Annotated in this window: 19 protein-coding genes, 1 tRNA gene and 1 pseudogene; 7 read left to right on the forward strand and 14 right to left on the reverse strand. The window is 66.2% G+C overall.

Annotated elements, in window-relative coordinates; translation table 11 throughout:
• Positions 1-38: 38 nt before the first annotated feature.
• The 4 genes from HMPREF9056_RS03835 to HMPREF9056_RS03850 all read right to left on the reverse strand — a co-directional run bounded on the left by HMPREF9056_RS03835 (position 39) and on the right by HMPREF9056_RS03850 (position 5,440).
• A complete protein-coding gene (locus HMPREF9056_RS03835) occupies positions 39-1,364 on the reverse strand; it encodes a serine hydrolase (RefSeq protein ID WP_253269918.1) in 1,326 nt (441 codons plus the stop codon).
• A gap of 56 nt (positions 1,365-1,420) precedes the next feature.
• On the reverse strand, positions 1,421-2,194 hold the full coding sequence (ppgK, locus tag HMPREF9056_RS03840) for a polyphosphate--glucose phosphotransferase (protein ID WP_034513726.1): 774 nt from the start codon (positions 2,192-2,194) through the stop codon (positions 1,421-1,423).
• A gap of 115 nt (positions 2,195-2,309) precedes the next feature.
• Positions 2,310-4,304, reverse strand: a complete 1,995-nt coding sequence (locus tag HMPREF9056_RS03845) for an OPT family oligopeptide transporter (RefSeq protein ID WP_009403008.1) — start codon at positions 4,302-4,304, stop codon at positions 2,310-2,312.
• Positions 4,305-4,459: 155 nt separating this feature from the next.
• Entirely contained in the window at positions 4,460-5,440 is a 981-nt protein-coding gene (locus tag HMPREF9056_RS03850) for an NAD(P)-binding domain-containing protein (RefSeq protein WP_009403010.1), read from the reverse strand.
• A gap of 86 nt (positions 5,441-5,526) precedes the next feature.
• Between HMPREF9056_RS03850 and HMPREF9056_RS03855 the strand changes: the two genes are divergently transcribed.
• Positions 5,527-5,958: a helix-turn-helix domain-containing protein gene (locus HMPREF9056_RS03855; RefSeq protein WP_009403012.1), complete on the forward strand. Its 432-nt coding sequence runs from the start codon at positions 5,527-5,529 to the stop codon at positions 5,956-5,958.
• A gap of 459 nt (positions 5,959-6,417) precedes the next feature.
• Here HMPREF9056_RS03855 and HMPREF9056_RS03860 read toward each other — a convergent pair whose 3' ends face one another.
• Together HMPREF9056_RS03860 and HMPREF9056_RS03865 are read right to left on the reverse strand one after the other, a co-directional pair.
• Positions 6,418-7,377: an NAD(P)-dependent oxidoreductase gene (locus HMPREF9056_RS03860; protein ID WP_367379059.1), complete on the reverse strand. Its 960-nt coding sequence runs from the start codon at positions 7,375-7,377 to the stop codon at positions 6,418-6,420.
• 60 nt (positions 7,378-7,437) lie between these two features.
• Positions 7,438-8,667 carry an MFS transporter gene (locus HMPREF9056_RS03865; RefSeq protein ID WP_034513729.1) on the reverse strand — a complete coding sequence of 410 codons (1,230 nt, stop codon included), beginning with the start codon at positions 8,665-8,667 and terminating at the stop codon, positions 7,438-7,440.
• Positions 8,668-8,785: 118 nt separating this feature from the next.
• Between HMPREF9056_RS03865 and HMPREF9056_RS03870 the strand changes: the two genes are divergently transcribed.
• The 3 genes from HMPREF9056_RS03870 to HMPREF9056_RS03880 all read left to right on the forward strand — a co-directional run bounded on the left by HMPREF9056_RS03870 (position 8,786) and on the right by HMPREF9056_RS03880 (position 10,773).
• Positions 8,786-9,112 carry a helix-turn-helix transcriptional regulator gene (locus tag HMPREF9056_RS03870; protein WP_009403018.1) on the forward strand — a complete coding sequence of 109 codons (327 nt, stop codon included), beginning with the start codon at positions 8,786-8,788 and terminating at the stop codon, positions 9,110-9,112.
• Between the two features lie 112 nt (positions 9,113-9,224).
• The gene (locus HMPREF9056_RS03875; protein ID WP_009403022.1) at positions 9,225-9,773 is read left to right on the forward strand and encodes a TetR/AcrR family transcriptional regulator; all 549 of its coding nucleotides are present in this window, start codon (positions 9,225-9,227) and stop codon (positions 9,771-9,773) included.
• Positions 9,774-9,906: 133 nt separating this feature from the next.
• Positions 9,907-10,773 (forward strand): NAD(P)H-binding protein, encoded by an 867-nt coding sequence (locus HMPREF9056_RS03880; RefSeq protein WP_009403024.1) that lies wholly within the window; start codon positions 9,907-9,909, stop codon positions 10,771-10,773.
• 8 nt (positions 10,774-10,781) lie between these two features.
• Here HMPREF9056_RS03880 and HMPREF9056_RS03885 read toward each other — a convergent pair whose 3' ends face one another.
• The 3 genes from HMPREF9056_RS03885 to HMPREF9056_RS14870 all read right to left on the reverse strand — a co-directional run bounded on the left by HMPREF9056_RS03885 (position 10,782) and on the right by HMPREF9056_RS14870 (position 14,364).
• A complete protein-coding gene (locus HMPREF9056_RS03885; protein WP_009403026.1) occupies positions 10,782-12,269 on the reverse strand; it encodes a glycosyltransferase in 1,488 nt (495 codons plus the stop codon).
• Between the two features lie 79 nt (positions 12,270-12,348).
• Positions 12,349-13,479: a polysaccharide deacetylase family protein gene (locus HMPREF9056_RS03890; RefSeq protein ID WP_253269921.1), complete on the reverse strand. Its 1,131-nt coding sequence runs from the start codon at positions 13,477-13,479 to the stop codon at positions 12,349-12,351.
• 597 nt (positions 13,480-14,076) lie between these two features.
• Positions 14,077-14,364 (reverse strand): CGNR zinc finger domain-containing protein, encoded by a 288-nt coding sequence (locus HMPREF9056_RS14870; RefSeq protein ID WP_087942180.1) that lies wholly within the window; start codon positions 14,362-14,364, stop codon positions 14,077-14,079.
• Between the two features lie 83 nt (positions 14,365-14,447).
• On the opposite strand from HMPREF9056_RS14870, the gene HMPREF9056_RS14575 reads away from it, so the two are divergent.
• Both HMPREF9056_RS14575 and HMPREF9056_RS14580 read left to right on the forward strand, forming a co-directional pair.
• Entirely contained in the window at positions 14,448-15,200 is a 753-nt protein-coding gene (locus HMPREF9056_RS14575; RefSeq protein ID WP_009403030.1) for an MFS transporter, read from the forward strand.
• The gene (locus HMPREF9056_RS14580) at positions 15,169-15,675 is read left to right on the forward strand and encodes an MFS transporter (protein ID WP_009403031.1); all 507 of its coding nucleotides are present in this window, start codon (positions 15,169-15,171) and stop codon (positions 15,673-15,675) included. The genes HMPREF9056_RS14575 and HMPREF9056_RS14580 overlap by 32 nt, the downstream gene beginning before the upstream one ends.
• Before the next feature lie 167 nt (positions 15,676-15,842).
• On the opposite strand, the pseudogene HMPREF9056_RS14585 reads toward HMPREF9056_RS14580, so the two are convergent.
• The 3 genes and pseudogenes from HMPREF9056_RS14585 to HMPREF9056_RS03905 all read right to left on the reverse strand — a co-directional run.
• Positions 15,843-15,947, reverse strand: a pseudogene (locus tag HMPREF9056_RS14585) (IS481 family transposase); the annotation flags it as partial.
• A 64-nt stretch (positions 15,948-16,011) separates the two neighbouring features.
• On the reverse strand, positions 16,012-16,761 hold the full coding sequence (locus tag HMPREF9056_RS03900) for an SDR family oxidoreductase (RefSeq protein ID WP_009403033.1): 750 nt from the start codon (positions 16,759-16,761) through the stop codon (positions 16,012-16,014).
• Complete coding sequence (locus HMPREF9056_RS03905) at positions 16,758-17,255, reverse strand: Rrf2 family transcriptional regulator (RefSeq protein WP_009403034.1); 498 nt, start codon at positions 17,253-17,255, stop codon at positions 16,758-16,760. Before HMPREF9056_RS03905 ends, HMPREF9056_RS03900 begins: the two co-directional genes overlap by 4 nt.
• Before the next feature lie 127 nt (positions 17,256-17,382).
• On the opposite strand from HMPREF9056_RS03905, the gene HMPREF9056_RS03910 reads away from it, so the two are divergent.
• On the forward strand, positions 17,383-17,751 hold the full coding sequence (locus HMPREF9056_RS03910) for a transposase (protein ID WP_009403035.1): 369 nt from the start codon (positions 17,383-17,385) through the stop codon (positions 17,749-17,751).
• Between the two features lie 102 nt (positions 17,752-17,853).
• On the opposite strand, the gene HMPREF9056_RS03915 is transcribed toward HMPREF9056_RS03910, so the two are convergent.
• Positions 17,854-17,929, reverse strand: a tRNA-Ala gene (locus tag HMPREF9056_RS03915).
• 113 nt (positions 17,930-18,042) lie between these two features.
• Positions 18,043-19,644 (reverse strand): hypothetical protein, encoded by a 1,602-nt coding sequence (locus HMPREF9056_RS03920; protein ID WP_253269922.1) that lies wholly within the window; start codon positions 19,642-19,644, stop codon positions 18,043-18,045.
• Between the last annotated feature and the right edge of the window lie 76 nt (positions 19,645-19,720).

Genomic DNA, 19,720 nt, shown 5'->3' on the forward strand with positions numbered 1-19,720 from the left:
GCGCAGCCGCGAGGCGCCCGAGTCCGTCTCAGAGCCCATCACTTGTGGCACAGGGCGGCGTCGACGGCGTCTTCAACCAGTTGGTACTTCTCCTTGGCGGAGCTCTCCAGGTTGCTCTGATCCGCGATCGCCGCGGGCGCGGCTGTCACGGCGAATATGGCTGCAGTGCCGTCAGGTCCGACAGCGTTGCCGGTGTGGTACCCATCAATGTCACCACCGTGGCCCCAGGATGTGCCCCCGCAGGTCAAGGACGTACCGACGAGTCCTAATCCGTATACCCTCCCCGATCCAAGGTGCGAGCTGGCGTCTACCGCTCCGTTCTTCATCTCGTCGATGCTGGCCTGGGTCAGCAGCCTGCCGTCGAAGACGGCCTGGAAGAAGGTGTTGAGCTCGCTGGGGGTCGACACCATGCCACCGGCGGCCCAGGCAAGTGAGGTATCCAGATCGGTCATGTCCTCCAGCTTGCCCTCAGCGCTGAGGTAGTAGCCCTGAGGGTGAGGGCCGTGGAGCTTCTTCTCGCCGTTTCCCGGGAGGTAGGTGTGGGACAGTCCCAGCTTCTTGACGATGCGCTGATCGATCTGCTCGCCCACCGGCCGCTGGGACACTCGCTCAATGAGGATCCCCAGCACGATGTAGTTCGTGTTGGTGTACTTCCACTGAGTGCCGGGCTCGAAGGCCGCCGGCTTACCCAGAGCAGTATCCAGAAGGTCACGCGGAGGAACATAGTGCTGCATATTCTCAATCACCTCAGCGTTGCTGGAACGGTAGGTGTCCGCGTACTCAGGCAGGCCGCTGGTGTGCTGCAGGAGCTGGCGCACCGTGATCTTGGAGCCGTCAATACCCTCACCCTTGATCAGGCCCGGCAGATAGGTCTCGATCGGCTCATCGAGCCCCACCTTGCCCTCCTGAACCATCTGCATGACCACCACAGCCACAAAGGTCTTCGTGTTCGACCCGACCCTCACCTCCCCGTCCATCGGCGGAGCCTGACCCGTCTCGAGATTGCCCTTGCCCACGGCCACCCCCGCCGACTCCCCCTTGCTGTCGCTCACCGCCGCCAGAGCCGCCGGGTAACCGGCCTCCACCAGCCCCTGCGCCCGAGCCTTCAGACTCTCAGCCTCCCCCTTCGACGGCGCCGCCGACGCCGCACCACCAGCAGCACCCAACGCAATCGCCGCCACCACAGGCACCGCCAACACCCGCCACACCACCGAACGACGATGGCCGGGCCGGGCGCCGGCAGCCTCCAGGGCCTCAGGGTTCTCGGGCGTGGTGACATCGGAACGGATAGGACTGAACTTCTCTGCTTTACCCATGCCTCCAGTGTCACGAGCCAGCAGGCCGAATACCCCCGCCCAGGGCACAGCCCCTGCTGTCCATATGGACAGTGCCGGGCCCGCTCTGCTCCCAGTCGGACCGTTCAGATCGTGACGGCCCGGGAGGCCTGGTAGGCGGCCCCGACAATGCCGGCCGTGTTGAGCAGCTGGGCCGGGACGATCGGGGTCTTGAGGTCGAGCAGCGGCAGGTACTTCTCGTGCTTGCGGGAGACTCCCCCGCCCACCACGAACAGGTCCGGGGAGAAGAGCATCTCCACGTGGGCGTAGTAGCGCTGGAGGCGCTTGGCCCACTTCTTCCAGGACAGCTCCTGAGCCGTGCGCTGGCCGGCGGAGGCCCGACTCTCGGCATCGTAGCCGTCAATCTCCAGGTGCCCGAGCTCGGTGTTGGGCACCAGGGTCCCGTCGACGATGACGGCAGAGCCGATCCCGGTACCCAGCGTGGTGACGATGATGGTTCCGGGCACGTCCTTGGCGGCACCGAAGGCGACCTCGGCCAGGCCGGCGGCGTCGGCGTCATTGAGGCCGGTGACCGGCCGGCCCAGGTGCTCGCGCATGAGCTCGGTGAGGTTGACGCCCGTCCAGGACTTGTCGAGATTGGCGATGAAGGGGACGGTGCCGTGGACGATCGGAGCGGGCAGGGCCACGCCGACCGGGACGTCGTCGCCCACCTCAAGCTGTTCGAGGAGCTCGCGGCACACATCGGCGACGGCCGCAGGAGTCGACTCCTCGGGAGTGTCAATGCGGACGCGCTCACCGATGAACGTGCCCGTGGCCAGGTCGACCAGGGCGCTCTTAACACCCGATCCACCGATGTCGATCCCACATGCCACTGATGTTGTCGGTGCTGCCGAAGTCATGAGGTCCTCCTGGTACTACGCGTCCTCGCGGCCTCCGCCCAGCCTAGTGCAGGGACGGCGGTCGCGAGGACGGTCGGAGAAAGATCGACGTCGATCCTGAAGGGCTCCGGAGGGCTCAGTCGCGAGTGCTCTCCTGGCGGGCGCCGCGGTAGAGGTACCACAGGGTGGCGACGAACAGCACCACGCCCACCCAGGGGGCGATGCCGGCGAAGCCCTCGGGCATGATGGCCAGCGGGTCCTCCTTGCCGCCGAAGGCCACGACGATGCCGGCGTAAATGACGCCGGCGAGGCTCTCACCGACGATGAGGCCTGTGGCCATGAGCGTGCCCATGCGCTTGGCCAGCTCGGGATTGGCGGTGCGCTGGGCCCAGCGGTCGTAGAGGTGGCCCAGGGCCGCACCGACCGGGATCATGACGGTGACGGCGGTGGGCAGGTACATGCCCATGCCGACGGCGAGCGGCGGCAGGGAGTACGCGCTGTTGCGGCGCAGGATCTCGTCGATGGCGATGATGACGGCGCCGATGAGGGCACCCAGTCCCAGCAGGCTCCAGCTGAGGTCGCCGCCGAGGACGCCCTGCACCAGGTGCTTGATGAGGTTCGCTTGGGGCGCGGCCAGGGCGTCGGCACTGGCGCCGGGGGCGCCGGCGAAGCCGAAGGCCCTCTGCATGAGGCTGAGCACCGGCGGGATGACGATGGCGCCGAAGACGACACCGATGACGAGGGCAACCTGCTGCTTCCACGGGGTGGAGTCGACGAGCTGGCCGGTCTTGAGGTCCTGGAGGTTGTCGTTGGAGATCGTGGCCACGCCGAAGACGACGGCGGTGACGAACAGAGTGTAGGCCACCAGGGTGCGCACGTCGTCGGGCGAGGAGGCGCTGGCGATGGTGCGCACGAGTGCCGCTGCGGAGACGGCCACGAGGATACCGACGCCGGAGATCGGCGAGTTGGAGGAGCCGATGAGGCCGGCCATGTAGCCGCACACCGAGGCGACGACCAGGCCGGTCAGCAGGATGAACAGGATGGAGGCGATGATGAGGCCCGCGGCGTGGTGGGCCACGGAGGTCCCGTGCAGGAACAGCCATAGGAGCACGCCGATGGGCAGCATGGAGCCGACGGTGACGCCGATGACCGTCTTCATCGACAGGTCGCGCTCGGTCAGGGGGATCTCCTCACCGGCGTCGCGCTTGGCGCTGGAGGCCAGGGACTCGCGGATGCCGGTGACGATGGGGCCGAGGATCTTCAGAAAGGTCCAGATGGCGGCGACGGCGATGGCCCCGGCGCCCACGATGCGTACCTCGCCGGCGAAGGTAGTGCTCACGAAGTCCGCCAGGTCCGGGGCGCCTGCGGCACCGCCCCAGGTGCGCACCGGAAGCAGCACGCCGTAGGAGATGAGCAGGCCGACGATCATGGCGATGCCGACGCCGATGCCGACCAGGTGGCCCACGCCGGCCAGGGCCAGGGACAGGGAGGTGCCCATCATGGTGGCGCCCGCACCGACCCGGAAGACCCCGGAGATCTCGACGCTGATGGCCTTGAGGGTGTTGAGGAAGTAGAGGGCGGCCGAGGCGATGGAGCCACGCACGATGATGCCCAGTCCACGGCGAGACTCCTCGGCGCCCTCGCTGGTGTCACCCACGCGGAGGACCTCGGCGCCGGCCACGCCCTCGGGGTAGGGCAGCTCGGAGTTGGTCACGAGCGCGCGCCGCAGCGGGATCGAGTAGGTGACGCCGAGGATGCCTCCCAGGATGATGACGAGCACCGTCTGGAGGTAGGGGAAGCCGGTCCACCAGCCCACGATGATGAGCCCGGGCAGCACGAAGATGATGGCGGACAGCGTCCCGGCCGCCGAGGCGATCGTCTGGACGATGTTGTTCTCCTGGATCGTGTGATCGGAGAAGCGGCGCAGGATCGCCATGGAGATGACAGCGGCCGGGATGGAGGTGGCGAAGGTGAGCCCCACCTTGAGGCCGAGGTAGACGTTCGCCGCGGTGAAGACGAGCGTGATGATGCCGCCGATGACGACGCCGCGGATCGTCAGCTCCTTGACCGGTCCGGAGCCGGCACTGGACGACTTCGCCGCAGTGGAGCCGCTTGAGGTTGTTGTGGACATGGTGAGATCTCTCGATGTCGGGATGATTCCGAGGGGAGAGTAGCACTGTGTCCGAATACGATCGTTAATGGTCCATTCTCATCAGTACAAAGCAGACGTAGCGGCTCAAGGCAGGGTAGTGCTCCGCTCAACCGCGTCTGCCCCACCCCTGGGACTCACCCCTTGATCGCCGCGGTGTCCCAGTATTCGCGAACCTCGCCGATGAGCCCGCCCTTCATGGTGACGACGCTGACGATCTCGCTGGCGATGGGCCCTTGAGCGGTCGGGAACACTCCCTCGGCGTGCACCACGGCACCGTGCGGGGTCTCGAGCTCGGTGCGTATATCGGAGATGCGTACACCGGAGTCGCGCACTCTCCTCAGATGATCCACAACCGCCTCCTTCCCGATGAAGGTCTCCTGCACCCCGAGCGTGGGACCGTAGGGGAAACTCCACTGAACCTTGTCATGGAGCACCTCACTCATGTCACCCGCGTTGAATCGCTCCAGCATCCGAGGCAGTCGATGCACGGCGGCAAGATGTTGGAGATCACCGGCCGTGAACAGGTGGGGGAATACTGATCCGCCAGGATCGAGCAATGATGATTCTGCGAGCGTCCCAACAAATACGGGCACATATCCGGTAGCCTCGAGGAGGCTTTCAATTCGCGGTCGTTCCTCAAGAGCATCGGTGGCATATCCGACCGCCCAGACTCCGAGATTCTTACCTGCTCGCGACACGAGCAACTCCTCCTGAATATGGGAGAAGGCGCGGACAACCACTGAGTCCGGCAGCATCTCGGCCATCCACTGCCCTTCAGTGCGCCCCTCCGGCAGCGTGGAGACGATCTGCCCCTCCCGCATACCAGCGGCGTTCATCACGTCGAAGACCATCGCCCTCTTGAGGAGCGGCGCGAGACGATCTACCACGTCCTGCGCAGCACTGTGCTTGACCGCCAGGACCACCACCTTGTGCCGGGCGGCCTCCTCAAAGCTGACAACGCGCACACTCGGGGGAACACTCACGCGCCTCGCCGGCTCCGGAGACCGCGCACCGAGCTGAACCATGTAGCCGGCCTGCGCCCACAATGTCGCCAGCCCCTGTCCAATAGGACCGGACCCGATGATGCCAATCGCTTCGCTCGACTTGTCGGGCATACTGCTTCACTCCTCCTTGGTTACTATTGGTAACTACCCGAGTCGACAGTATGGCGAACCGATGGACGCGACAAGAAGGCACCTTCATGACAGATAGGCACCCGAGAGTAACCGTCAACGAGACCTCCACACAGGAGGCCGACTGCGAGCCCGACAGCACTGTCTGCGGCCTACGCGACGTCCTCGACCGGATCGGGGACACCTGGTCGGTCCTCGTCATCATTCAGCTGCGCCTGCACGGCAGGCGCCGCTTTGGGCAGCTACTGCGCTCGGTGGAGGGAATATCCCAACGCATGCTCACAGTCACCCTGCGTCGACTCCAGCGGGACGGACTCATCAGCCGGACGGTCCTGGACACCTCCCCGCCGCAAGTCGAGTACGCGTTGACTGGAACCGGTGAATCTCTCACAGTCGTTCTTCGCCAGCTCGTCGACTGGGCAACGGACAATCGCGAAAGCATTGCGGCTGCTCGCGGGCGCTGGGACCGGGGCGCAGACACACCTACCCACTCTCTTTGACTCCACAACAACCAAAACGTCATGTACGGGGTCCAGGTCCTGCAGGACCCGGCGGATGGATGACTGCCGAGGGCGGGGCCCGGCCCCGACTCCACCCCCAGGGACCGCAGGTCGGAGGCGGTCAGGTCGATGGAGTGCTCCCATATCGCCGTCAGGCTGCGACATCCGGCCAGCACCCCGGTCACGGCCAGGAACAACACCGTGGGCAGGTCAAGGCGCACACCGCCTCTGTCGCGTGGGTCGGTGATGCTCCTGAGAACCTGGATCAAGGGCTGGTGCGACAAGGCGTTCGTGGTGGAAGCTGACATCAGCGCGGCCTCCCAGAACAAAGGGATTGATTAAGCACCACTCACCGTCCCCACGGGGCCCACGCCCCCGCCCCAGCGACACACCACCCCCATCAAAGCGCCTCCCCCCTCACCCACCAACATTGGCCCCCCTGACCCGGGGCCGCGTCCCTTACGAGGTTTTGGTCGAGGTCGAGAACCCGGCCAGGTAGGAGGCGGCCATGTCCTCGTGGGCGTGGCCGGCGTCGGCGACACGGTCGAGCCGGGCGGAGAAGGCCTCCATGCCATCGAGCCTCAAGCCGGCTTCGCGGGCGAGCTCGAGGATGAGGTGGGCGTCCTTGCCAGAGGTGTCGACGGCGAAGTTGGCCGGACTCAGGGCGCCCCGTTCAACGAGGTCGGCCTTGATGCGCAGGAAGGGCAGGTCCAGGCCACCGCCGTCGAGCACCTCGAAGAACTGGGCCGGGGGCACACCGATCGCCTTCGCCAGGGTGACGATCTCGCCGGCGGCGTTGGACACGGCGATGACCCAGGAGTTGACGACCAACTTGAGGCGGGTCGAGGGGGCGGCGGCACCGTCCTCGCCGGTCCACACGGTGCGCGACCCGACGGCGTCCAGGACCGGGGTGACCAGCTCGCGGCCGGAGGTAGGGCCGGCGGCCATGATGACAAGGGTGCCGGACTCGGCGGGCTGGCGGGTCCCGGAGACGGGCGAGTCGTAGAAGAGGACCCCGGCGGACTCCGCGATGGCGGCCAGGACCGCCACATCGTCAGGGCTGACGGTGGTCATCTGCAGCCAGGCGGCGCCGGGACGCATGGCGGGAGCGGTCTCGCGCATGACCTCGGCGACGGCGGAGCCGTCGAAGAGCATGGTGATGACGACGTCGGCCCCCTCGACGGCGGCGGTGGCGGTGGGGGCGATCTCGATGCCGTCGTCGGCCAGGGGCTGGGCACGCGAGATCGTGCGGTTCCAGGCGCGCACGGCGTGGCCGGCGCCGGCGATGTTGCGAGCCATCGCCGAGCCCATGATTCCGGTGCCGAGTACGGCTACAGTCAGTTGAGACATGCTTCTCCCTTGTTGGTCTCTGATCGAGCTGTTGTCGACCCGTCCGTGGTCGGCCACCCGCCTGGGCACCCTCCGACGCCCGGGATCGGACTTGTTGCCGCCCTTCGCACACGACCATAGGCGCCCGAGTCACTCAGAAGCCAGGGCGCCGGCGATCGCGTACAAGGCAACGGCCAGGAGGAATGCGAGAGCAGTCATGAGACCGGGACCCCAGAAACCGGGGAGCCGAGTGAGAAGGTCTCCACCGACGGCGCCCGCGATGGTGGCACCCAGGTACATCGCCGTATTGGATAGCGAGGAGACGGTTCCTCGCGCCTGGCCGGCGTGGGCCTGCAGCTGCCCCATGAGGACCGGCAGGAGGAAACCGGCGACCACCAGGGCCGCGGCGAAGGCGATGACGGCACCCCACATGGTGTGCGCAATGAGCGGCATCGCAGCGGCCAGGAGGTAGAACGCGCCCTGGATGAGGATGCCGGCCCACAGCGACCGCCGCTCACCGATCCTTGCAACGAGCCGTGGACCGAGAAGCGATCCCAGCGCAGTCCCCAGACCGATCATCATCATGGCCTCCCCGATGGCGGTCTGCGAGGCGCCGAAGTCCTTGGCCAGCCAGGAGCCGATGAAGGAGAACGAGGCGTAGTTACCGGTCTGGAACACGAGGTAGGCGAGGAGCGACCACCTCAGCACCCGAGAGCCGAGAACCCTTCGGTAGGAGCCGACGACGTCAGCAGGCTCCCCCACCGGCCGCACATGGGGGAACGAGAGGAAGAGGAGTCCCCACAGGACGACGCTGACCGCCGCGACCACGAAGAACGGCAGCTGCCACCCTCTGACTGACAGGTAGGAGCCGACCGGTACGCCGGCCACCTGTGCAACCGCCAGTCCCGCAGTCGCGTAGCCCATGACCTTGATGATGGATGGCCGGGGCACCGTCACCGGGATGGAGGCCCAGATCTGGGAGCTGACGAAGGCGGCGCTCACGCCGGCCAGGAACCGCGCGGCGACCATGCTCCAGAAGCTCCAGGCCAGACCGCACGCGCAGGTGAAGACGGCGAAGGCCGCCAGGCCGGAGAGGATGACTCGGCGTCGGTCGTGGCGGTCCGAGACAGGACCGGCCACGAGGGCGAACAGCGCGTACCCCAGGGCGTAGGCGGAGACCAGCCAGCCGGCCCGGGCCAGGGGGACGTCGAGCTCGCGCTGGAGCAGGGGCAGCAGAGGCGCGACGAGGAAGGTGTCGGTCCCGATGGCGAACATGGTGAAGAAGGACAGCCAGCCCATGGTCGAGACGCGAGCGCCTTTCGACGGCGTGCTCTCGTCATCCACGGACACATGCGTTGAGACACGAGCTTCTTCAGTCATCTCAAACCTCCTTAGTTCGATGTTTGACGTACTAAGAATTGTACGAGACGCTATCCTTTGTCAACCTCGTCCGCACGACGCCGAGGCGAGGACTGAGACAGAGAGGCGGGGACGAACCGTGAAGGACAGGGAGCTCTTCCACCCCGAGGCGGGCGACATCTCCCTGGACGCGATCCTGGGCGCCCTGTCCGACCCCATCCGCCGTGACGTCCTGCGTCGGATCGCCGATGAGGGCGCCCTGTACTGCGGGGACCTGAGCTACGACGTCGTCAAGTCCACGATGTCGCACCACTTCCGGGTGCTGCGCGAGTCTGGGCTCATGCATACCGAGCGCGAGGGCAAGCACCGGCGCATCACCCGGCGCGACGACGTCATCGAGCAGCGCTTTCCGGGACTGCTGGCCGCCGTCGGCCTGCCCGCCGGCAAGGGGCAGTGGCCGGACTGACGACCACCCGAGCAAGTACCCTGACGACTCGAGGACGAGCCGCCGGCAACCTGCGAGGTGAGAGATGGCCAGGCCGCGCAAGCCGATCGACCCGACCCGACGTCGTCGCTTGATGCGGACGGCACGCACGATGTTTGCGCTCCGCGGGTACAACGGCACCGCGTTGAGCGACATCCTCTCCGCCGCGGAGTTCCCTCGCAGCTCCTTCTACCACTTCTTCACCGACAAGGCGGCGCTCTTCAACGCGGCATTCTCCGACGGGCTGACCCTGCTCGCCGAGCGGGTGAGCCCGCCCGATCCTGCGGCGCTGACCGCTGAGTCCTTCTGGCCCGAGATCTTCACCTTCTTCGACGAGCTGGCGGCAGCCGGCGACGACGAGGACGTGGCGACAATCGCGATGCTCTTCCACATGCGGGACGCTCCGCCGAGCGCCTCACGCACCGATTTCGAGGGGGCCACCCGGGCGTGGTGCCAGCAGACCGTGCACGCGGGTCGCGAGCAGGGCGTGCTCGACCAGGAGATCCCGGAGGACCTGCATGTCGAGCTCGTGTGGAGCGTTGCCGTCGCACTCGATCGGTGGTTGGCCTCACAGGCCGGCAAGGGAGCGGATGCTCGACAGCTGGCGCACACCCTCCTGACGCGGCTGTTCGGGGCGCCATAACAGATCCCTCCCCGCTTGACCGCGGCCACGGGAACCGACAGCCTGCTTATTTGTGGACATATCTGTCCACAAATGACTACCGTAGCCGTCACCAACCGTTCGCTGCCACAACGAGGTTCAGGAGGAATGCGAGATGGCGAGCGTTCTTGTCGCCGGGGCGACCGGATACCTCGGCCGGTACGTGGTCGCCGAGCTTCACAGCCGCGGGCACCTCGTGAGGGCCGTGGTGCGGGACCGGGATCGCGCCCGCAGGGAAGGGCCCTGGGGCTCACCGTCATTGGACGGCCTGGTGGACGAGTGGGCTCTCGGGAGCGTCACCGATCCTCGCTTCACCCGGGATCTCGCAGCCGACGTCGAGCATGTTGTCTCGGCTCTGGGGGTGACGCGCCAGAAGGCCGACCCGTGGCAGATCGACAACCTCGCCAACCTGGCGATCCTGGACTCGGCGCTGAAGCACGCCGGCTCCTTCACCTACATCAATGCCCTGGGTGGCGATCGTTGCCCCGCCCGGCTGACGCGAGCGAAGTCGGCATTCGCGCAGACGCTCTCGGTGGCGGAGATCTGTTCTCAGATCATCAATCCGCCGGCCTACTTCTCCGACATGACGGAGGTACTAACGATGGCCAGGCGCGGCCTGGTGACGGTGCTCCGCCCGACGGCGCGGATCAATCCGATCCACGGGGCGGATCTGGCGGTCTACGTCGTTGACCGGATGGAGGAGAGGACTTCCGGCACGTGGGACATCGGCGGACCGAACGTGCTCACCTGGAGACAGGTAGCCCAGCTGGCATTCCGCGCCGTCGGCGCACAGCCGCGCATCGCCACAGTGCCCGCCTGGGTGCTGCCACCGGCACTGAGGCTGACGGCGCTGTTCAGCCCCCGTCTGGCCGACGTCGCCCAATTCATGACCTGGAACATGATGCGCGACTGCGTCGCCCCGACGACGGGCACCCACCACCTCGCGGACTTCTACCGCACAGTTCTTGAGAATCAGAAGTAGTAGGCACGTCACTGCGAGGTGACCTCGACCTGCTGGCGGGTGTTCCACCCCATCTTGCCGCTGGTGACCATCCCCCAGACCCGTAGAGGTCGCAGGATCAGCGCGGACCACAGCGTCGCCATCGGAGACAGGATGAGGCTGGTGAGCCTCTCGGAGCCGGTGGTGTCCGAACGCCACACGGTGATGTACCGCGAACCCTGCGCCAGCCCGATCGCAAGAGGCACCAGCACCACCGTCGGGGGAATGCCATGACCGGCGACAAGCGGGCGCCAGAGCACCAGATAGACGAAGACCGAGATCACCAGCCAGATCTGGATCCAGCCGGTTGCCTGGCGCCACCACCCCCATGAGAGAACCGGCAGGAAGCGGATGCGCCAGAGCCCACGAATGAAGGAGCCGCGGAACCATCGTTCCTGCTGCCGGTAATGATGGCTCCACCGGTCGGGCATCCACGCGAAGGCGAAGGCCGAGGGCTGCTGGACGGTCCTGCCGTGAAGCAGCGCGAAGAGGGTCAGCATGGAGTCGTCCGAGAACTCCACATGCCGCCCCAGGTAGCTCTCATTCATGTAGGTATCGATGTTCTCAGCCAGGATGGAGCACCGGTAGGCGGCCAGACCACCGGAGTTGACCATCACCGAGCCGAGCTGCGACATGAAGGAGCGGTCGATGAGCTGCTGTCCGACGAAGATCACGTCGGTGACGCGTGCCAGCAGATTCTCCCGGTTGTTGATCGCCAGGATGACGCCTGCGACCGACATGACCCGGGGGTCGCTGAAGGGCTGGACGATCTCATGGAGGGCCTCGGCGTCGAGCATGGAGTCGGAGTCGACGGTCACGAACAGGTCGGCGTCGCGAATCTTCCTGAAACCATGGATCTGAGCATGACGCTTGCCCTCATTGGCAGTCCGTTGCCATGTGGCGTAGATGCGGGCCATCGCCGCCCGACGGATGAACCAGTCCCGCTCTTCCAGATAGGCGCCCTGGGTGGAGCCGTCGTCGACGACGTGGATCTCGGCCGGCGGAGAGCTCTGATGCAGCAGGGCGGAGAGCATCCGAACCACGACGTCGGGATCCTCGTTGTAGAGCGGGACGAGCACGGCGACCCGGTACGTCTCGCCGCGACCGACCACGCGCCCCTCGAAGCCGGCCACGACCAGCTGCACGGCGACGATCACGAAGAGGACATCGAAGCTCCATACGACCCATGTGTCCAGGACATGGTGACGACTCACCAGCACGCGCCAGCACAGCCACCCCACCACACCGAGGACCACCAGGACGGCGGGCATGAGCCCGCCGTCCCTCATGAGCGCCCGGGGCAGCCCGGTCGCATCAGCCGATCGCTGAGCCTCATCCGTCGTCGTCACCGCAGTGCGCACAGTGGTCACCCGACCGCGGCCCTTGGCGCGGACCCGCACCGACCTGAACCGCATCCCGCGCTTGAACAACGTCTTGACCGCCCCGCAAGCCAGAAGGATGAGAAGGCAGACGAGCATGACGAAGAATCCGAATGACCAAGGCAAGCGTCCGTCTTTCCGTATCGGAGGACCTACTCGGAGTGGGCGCGACGACGCCTCAGCCCGGCGCCGGGGCGAGCGCCTGGCTGCGCATGACCTCCGGAACGGTCTTGACGGGCAGGCCGGAGTCCGCCACCTGCTTCATGAACCGTTTGAAGCTGGCCGCCTTCACCGACTCGGGAGCGCCGTCGGGGTCCTTGTCGACGCGATGGAAGACCATGTGGGTCCAGCAACGGTGCTCCCGGCACCGGGCCAGGGTTCGCTCAACCTGAGACTCGGTGGTGTAGGAGCCGCAGTAGAAGACGCGGAGCCGGTACGGGTCCCCCGGCGCGAGGGTCTCCGGGGCGACGTCGATGGTGCGCAGTGAGCTGAAATAGCTCTGCGAGGTGCGCAGCACGAGGTCGTTGTACCGCCCCATGGGCAGGGCGAAGTGGGCAGCACCCTCGGGGTAGCCGTGCTCGAGGAGGAAGGACCTGATCGTCTCGAACTCCTTGCGCACCCCCGCCTCGTCGAGCGTGGTGAGGTCGGTGGAGGCGTGGGCGGCGATGTCCCAGCCGTGAACCTCTCGCATCTCAGCGAGCTGGTCAGCACTCATGCGGCCCGGCAGCCCGACCTTGTCGGCAATGACGTAGGAGGTTGCCGCAGGGATGCCGTAGCCCTGCATGATCCCCAAGGCCGTCTTGTAGTCGCTGTCGTAGCCGTCGTCGAAGGAGATGGAGACGATACCGCTGTCGGCCGAGGGCAGGGTCGCCAGGTAGCCGACCCACAGCCGGCTCGGTGCCGAGTCGGAGGCGGGGACAACCTTCAGGCGCACCCTGGTCACCCGATCCAGCTGGGGGCGACCGACGACGGCGCGCTCGGCGGCCCGGTTGACGGTCACCCGGCACCAGGTACCGGTGCGCAGCGTTCGCATATCGGGAGCAACGTCCAGGCGCAGACAGTCCTCGCCCTCCCCGCCGAGCTCGAGCAGGATGCTCGCGACCTGCCGGTAGTTCTCGGCACGGAGCCACAGGTCCCACTGGCAGTCGGTCATGTCGACACCCGAGAGCGTCAGGTCGGCGCAGGTGGGTCGATCGGGGTCGCCGGTGGTGGTGATCTCCAGCGACTGGGTTCCGTGGGAGTAGGTGGAGGTGTCCGGCCGTACGGAGCCGGCCTCGGAGGAAAGTCGCCAGGCCCTGGGATCCTGCATGTCCGACAGCACCTCTGAGGGCGCCGCGGGAGGACCGGCGGCCGGCGCCGGGAGGACAGGGGAGGCATGGGCCGCCACCTGTAGCCCATGTAGAAGAGTGCCCGAGGCAGCCAAGGCGAGACCGCCCCTGAGAAAGTTCCGGCGCCCCATCCGATCATGCTGCAGCAAGGTGCTTCTCCAGTTAATAGTCTATTCGGTCAGTTTCCCTTCCAGGATACGCACGAAATAGCCTCCAGCGCAGACAAAAGTCTGCGCATACCCCCTCAAGCTCCTGCCATATCGTGCCGCCAGTCCGCGAAGTCCCCGCAAATCCGCGCACCTCCGCCAACCACCACCGGTCATACGTGAGTGAGATCACTGCACTACCGTCAGGGAATGCGCCCCCACGGCGGCCACCTGGACCGTACAAGGTCGGGTCGTATTAGCCAGAGTTCACCATGCCGCACAAGACTCAGACCCTCGTGGAGCACACCAACACCCCACCCAGACCCCATGGAGCAAGCGCCTAGGGGCAGCGAACTGAGACCAGTCAGGCTCCGCAGTCCCTCCGCCAACATCGTCACCGGCGCGAGCACCACCCGACCCCGCCTACAGGAGTCACCTTGCAGACCGGGCATGTCTAGCCACTCGGACACGATTCCCACAAGCCGGCGAGCACCACTCGCGCCGAGGATGGGTCTTCTCGAAAAACAGAATGCACCCCGGAGCCTGGCAGGCACGTAATCGAGAGCGTCGTTCCGGACGTGCGTACTCTGCCGCAGCAGAGGCGACCTCACCCAGCGCAATCGCAAGCGGGTCGGCGACATGCCATCGACGACGAGCGACGAGGCTGTCAGCTTGCTGCAACTCTATGTAGTGAGCAGCCCCGACCGCCGCATCGTTCATGCGCACGAGGTCCTGCTGAGCTGGATTAGCGCCACCAGCGAGCGCCGTCAGGTAGCCACGGATCGCCCCCTTAGGAGAGTGGGATGACCACCACCTTGCAACACTGGCAGGGTCGAATCACGGCCGTAGCCTTCACCTCCTTGACCGGAGCGTTCGGATTGAATCTGGCGATCGGGCAGTTCATTGCGCCGCTCATGGACAGCCTTGCCTGGTCCTTAGCGGCAACGAGCACTGTGGTTGCAGTGAACACTCTGGCTTGGGGACTGTTCCAGCCGCTCGCCGGTCGACTGATTGACCGGATCGGCCCTCGTCAGGTGATGGCGGGAAGTGCATCGCTAATGGGACTGTCCTACGTCACGCTTGCAACCGTGACCGAGTACTGGCAGTTCTTAATCCTGTTCGGGGTTGTAGTTGCTGCAGGATTCGCCGGGTGCAGTTCAATGCCTTCCTCAGTCCTGGTAGCTCGATGGCACAACAAGAGCCGTCCTCGAGCGCTCGCTGTGAGTTCGATGGGTATCAATGCAGGCCAGCTGCTACTTCTCCCACTGGCCGGAGTATTTGTCACCATGCTCGGCTGGCGGGCCGCATTCCTTGCTCTTGGGACGATCATGCTCGCCCTTGTTGTGCCGGTGCTGTGGTTCGGGGCGCGCAACAGCCCCAGCGACGTCGGTATCCGATCCGACGGCACGCTCGAGCAGGCAGGAGTGCCTACCACATTGCGCGACGCACTGAGTGACCGTCAGTTCTGGACGATCAGCCTCAGTTTCGCCGGCTGCGGGTACTCGCTCTATGTTCACCACGCACATGCCGAAGCTTGCCCTGGAGCTCAGCGGTAGTCCCAGTACGGGCGGGTGGCTCATGGCACTGGTCGCCCTGTGCAGTGCGGCCTCTATGTGGTTGACCGGACAGTGGGCGGCCAAACGATGGGGCAAGCGAGTTACGCTCATTGTGCTTCACACCGCCAGGGCAGTGTCTTTCACGGTTCTCGCACTTGCACCAAGCCTCCCCGCCTTCATCCTCGGCGTGGTGATGTTCGGCCTCTCATCCTTCCCGGTGATTCCTTTGACTACCGGACTGGTGGCCGACCGCTTCGGCGGCACAGCGATGGGAGGGATCTTGGGATCATCCTGGCTCATCCACCAGATATTCGCCGCCCTGGGCGTCTTGCTGGGCGGGCTTCTGCGTGACGCTACCGGCAGCTACAGCGCATCCTTCGCCAGTGGAGCCGCTGTGCTCATTGCATCCACTGTGCTCACCTGGCTTATTTCGGAGAGACGATTCCAAGTCCGCCCGAGCCCGACTGCCGCGTAGCGAGGCTCTTCCGAAACCGCGACAGAAACACCCAAGCACAGGGCTTCAGATCCACGAAAGCCGACTCGGCACTCAGAAGTCACACAAGGCACGAAAGGGTCTGCCCCGCCAGTTTCCTGGCGGGGCAGACCCCTGAGGTGGTGGAGCTAACGGGAGAGGCAAACCACTTGAAAACGGGCGGTGACATCGCCGATCAGCAAATCCTCCTCGACGACGAGCTGGGTGACATTGAGGCGGTGGCGCAACGTAAGCACCGCGTTGGGGTAAGACATGGAACTCTACTGGGCTACGCGAAGAAGGGCTGGCTCACGCCAGCCCCGGGTGACGTATTGACAGTCAGGCTGCTGACCCTTGGGTACTCACCCATTTGGCAACGTCAGGTCCTAGAAGCTCTGCACCGCGCGGCGCGAGCAGCACCCCCTGAGCGAGCGCTGGCAGACCTGGGGCCGTGACAACGACAGGACGCAAATCCCCCTTAGCCTGCAGTAACTGTCGGGTCAGGTCAGGCAAATGTATCCGTTCAGGGCCAGCGATCTGTCGGTCACGGGCGGAGCCGCTAGACGCTTCGACCAAAACCCGGGCAACTTCGTCGACGGCGATAGGCTGGACAAGCCAGTCCTCGACGCGCACCTGATCGTCAGATTGGGTGACCGCGCCCGGGTTGAGGGCAAACTCCATCCACTGCGTCGAGCGCACCACCACGTGCTCGAGTGCGCAATCGGCCAGTACCTGCTCCTGGGCGCGCTTGGCAAGGTAGTAGTCGAATTCGTCGAAGGCGGGGTCGTCGATGTTGCAGATCGACAAGTGCACTAGTCGGTCAACGCCGGCGTGCTGGCAGGCCCGAACAACGCGAGCCGTGGCGTCACGGAAAGTAGCGACGAGGTCGGCGTCAGCGCTGACCGGGAAGGGGTTGGAGGTATCGATGGCTACGTCGGCACCGTCTAGGGCGCTGGTGAGACCTTCACCAGTGTGCAGATCTATACCGGTAGCACGAGACAGAGTAATGACGTCATATCCAGCCTGGCGAGCGGTCCGGGTGGCGGCGCGGCCAGCGGTACCGGTGGCGCCGATGATGGCGATCTTCACAAGGGGTCCTTAACGGGGTCGGGGTCCAGACCTGCGGCCTGGAGCATGCGGGTTCGGGTGGCGTTGTCGAGGCCGGCTGCTAGGTCGGCGATAGAGGTGCCAGCCAACGAGGCACGCCAAGCATCCTCGGCAAGGGACATAGCTCGGTTGATCGAGCACAGACCTGACGCGAGGATCCGCGATTTCTGGTCAACGAATGCACCCTGGCATCGGATCTCGTTGCACTGGAACAAAGGTGCCGCGCTACCTAATGCAGAAACCACGTCATCCAGGCTCACCCTTGCGGCTGGCTGGGACAAGCGGAACCCGCCCGAGGCGCCGGCCACCGACGCAACGATGCCCGCCGCCGCAAGTTTCTGCAGGTGCTTGTTCAGGTAGGTCGGCGACAGATCGAACACTCCCGCCAAGCCCGCACTCGAAACAACTCGGCCTCCAGCCACATCGAGCACGACCAGCGCGTGCGCAGCCCACTCCACTCCCTTCGGCAACTGCATATCAGGATACTAACTATCCATATATTAGATGTCTAGATTTGGTCACCTTGATCGGGTGCGCCGTACGTGGGTTGGTCGTCGATCACGCACTCAATCTGCCCAACTGGCAAGACGGCCCCCGATATAGGTGAACCCTCACTCGAACACGGAGGCGATCCGCGTCGCACACCGCGGCCGGGCCGGCCCCGCCGGCGCCCGAGGCGGGTGCTGGCCGCTCCTCACGGCCAACCGGGCCTGGCTGCGCGCCCACCATATCCGCGCCACGATCCCGGTCAAGGCCGACCAGGCGGTCCACCGTCGCACCAGAGGCTCACGCGGTGGACGCCCACCGACCTTCGACGCCGTAACGCACAAGAACCGCAACACCGTGGAACGCGGCTTCAGTCACCTCAAGCACCACCAAGCCCTGGCCACCCGCTACGACAAGCTCGCCGTGCGCTACCAGGCAACCATCCACGTCACCAGCATCAACCACTGGCTCAAACGACATACATAACAGGCCCTAAAGCGCCACGTTCACGCCGATAACCCGTTGATGAGCAGGTCGATAGGGAAAAGGTCTGCCCCGCCAGTTTCCTGGCGGGGCAGACCTCTGAGGTGGTGGAGCTAGGGGGATTCGAACCCCCGACCTTCTCATTGCGAACGAGACGCGCTACCAACTGCGCCATAGCCCCAAGTGCTGACCGATCCTAGCATCGTCGCCGGACGTCCTGGCAAGTTCGGTGGCGGTGAGCCCGCCCACCGCACCGGAACCGCACTACGACCGAGACGAGGATCATCGCCCGCCCTACTCTCCGGCCGCGCGACGCCCCTCGAGGATGGCGTCGAGGTCGATGGGGTGGAAGAGCTCCTCCTCATCGTCCTCCACCGGAGCGGGAATATAGGAACGGGCCGTCTGCGGGCGCGCGGGCACCGGCGCCGAGGTACCCGGATCGACCACCGGGTCGGCGTAGGAGCGCCGGGGCGCCCGGGCCGCCAACGTGTAGGTCGGTGCGGGCACATGGACCGGACGCCAGCCCTGGGGCGGGGTCGACGTCGTTGCCTCCTCCTTGGCCGTCTCCTCCGCCTCAGCGGGCGCTGTGGCCACGGGGGCCTGCGGGCGCGCAGCCGGACGAACCGATTCAGAGGCGGCTGGGGAGGAGACCGGGGCAGCAGTCTGCTGGGGACATGCGGGAGCCTCGGGGACCGACGTCGCGGCCTCCTGAGCCTGCGCCTCCTGCTCAATGGCGCTCGCCTCAGCGAAGAGTTTGCCCCAGCCGGTCAGGCGGCGGGGGGACTGCGTCGACAAGGAGGTGACGAAGTCCTTAGTGCTCGGCGAGCTCGCCTCATCACCGTCGCGCGAGACCGCGTCACGCACGTCTCGGGAGACCTTGCCGGCGTGTCGGGAGGGCATGTACAACGAGGCTCGCCGGGTGGCCTCGCGCTCGGCAGCCACGGCCGCGGCGGTCTCGGCATCCAGATCGGCGTCGAGCTCGGCGAGGCGGTCAGCCTCGGAACCAGCAGTGTGGGAGCGCTGAGCCTCGGCAGCCTCAGTCGCCTCAGCCCTCTCGGCGACCGGAGTGACGGCGGGAGCCACCGGGGCGGCATCCGTAGCGGAGCCGGCGGAGGCGGCATCTGCAGTCTCCTGAACCGACGTCGTCGGGCGGGCGGCCCGCTGCTGGGTGCTCTCCCGAGCGAGTCGCTCCATGAAGGAGTTCTGCGTCGCGCTGGACTCGCTGACCGGTGCGGCCGGCGAGGCGGCGCTGACGCTACCGGCACCACTGGAGGCGCTGCGTGTGCCGTCGACGACGGAGCGGGGCGCGGCCACGACCGAGGCCGGGGAGCGTCGACCGGTCAGGGTCACCAGGGTCTGCTCGAGCTCGGCGATACGGCGGCGCTCACGGTGGTCGGCCGCGGTGGAGGCCAGGGCGGCCCGACGTCCGGCCACCATCGAGGCCCCGAGCAGCGCCGTGGGCAGCAGGGCAGGCCACCACGGCAGGGCCGTCACAAGACCCAGCACCCAGGCGCCGAGCGAAACTCCGAGCAGGACGCCGGCGACGATCCCGCGGTGCGAGGCGGCTACCCGACGACGCTCGCGCCCCTGGGCGTGAACCTGACGGGCATGGTCGAGCTCGCGCTCGGTGCGCAGGGCACGCACATTCCTCACGGCGGGCCTGTTCATCACCCTCACCTCCGGTCGACGTCGAAAGAGCTCCGCATGCCCACTGCTCGCACAGGTGTCGTCACGCTCGACGGCGGCCGCACCCGTGGCCAGGACGCGCAGCTCGGCCGAGTAGCGGTCCTGGACATTGGAGCGCCGCGCCATCTCACGGCGCCCCACCAAATACGGAAGGAGGTACACGGAGAGAACCGTGATGAGGGCGATGACTGCCCAGATCTCGATTCCCACACTGCAACCGTAGGCGTGAGCACCCCCGTCCCCGCGCAGGAACACTCCGGTTTTCCTGCGAAATACCTGGGATTCA

Origin of the sequence: Actinomyces sp. oral taxon 170 str. F0386 (genome assembly GCF_000195595.1) — a bacterium.
GTDB lineage: Bacteria > Actinomycetota > Actinomycetes > Actinomycetales > Actinomycetaceae > Actinomyces.

Coding starts and splice junctions, on each gene's coding strand:
- HMPREF9056_RS03885 (WP_009403026.1), bottom strand. CDS start 12,269: ATGCTCGTCTGCCTTCTCATCCTTCTGGCTTGCGGGGCGGTCAAGACG.
- HMPREF9056_RS03875 (WP_009403022.1), top strand. CDS start 9,225: ATGCGGACGGCACGCACGATGTTTGCGCTCCGCGGGTACAACGGCACC.
- HMPREF9056_RS03850 (WP_009403010.1), bottom strand. CDS start 5,440: ATGCCCGACAAGTCGAGCGAAGCGATTGGCATCATCGGGTCCGGTCCT.
- HMPREF9056_RS14870 (WP_087942180.1), bottom strand. CDS start 14,364: ATGAACGATGCGGCGGTCGGGGCTGCTCACTACATAGAGTTGCAGCAA.
- HMPREF9056_RS03890 (WP_253269921.1), bottom strand. CDS start 13,479: ATGCAGGATCCCAGGGCCTGGCGACTTTCCTCCGAGGCCGGCTCCGTA.
- HMPREF9056_RS03905 (WP_009403034.1), bottom strand. CDS start 17,255: ATGCAGTTGCCGAAGGGAGTGGAGTGGGCTGCGCACGCGCTGGTCGTG.
- HMPREF9056_RS14580 (WP_009403031.1), top strand. CDS start 15,169: ATGCCGAAGCTTGCCCTGGAGCTCAGCGGTAGTCCCAGTACGGGCGGG.
- HMPREF9056_RS14575 (WP_009403030.1), top strand. CDS start 14,448: ATGACCACCACCTTGCAACACTGGCAGGGTCGAATCACGGCCGTAGCC.
- HMPREF9056_RS03880 (WP_009403024.1), top strand. CDS start 9,907: ATGGCGAGCGTTCTTGTCGCCGGGGCGACCGGATACCTCGGCCGGTAC.
- HMPREF9056_RS03845 (WP_009403008.1), bottom strand. CDS start 4,304: ATGTCCACAACAACCTCAAGCGGCTCCACTGCGGCGAAGTCGTCCAGT.
- HMPREF9056_RS03865 (WP_034513729.1), bottom strand. CDS start 8,667: ATGACTGAAGAAGCTCGTGTCTCAACGCATGTGTCCGTGGATGACGAG.
- ppgK (WP_034513726.1), bottom strand. CDS start 2,194: ATGACTTCGGCAGCACCGACAACATCAGTGGCATGTGGGATCGACATC.
- HMPREF9056_RS03855 (WP_009403012.1), top strand. CDS start 5,527: ATGACAGATAGGCACCCGAGAGTAACCGTCAACGAGACCTCCACACAG.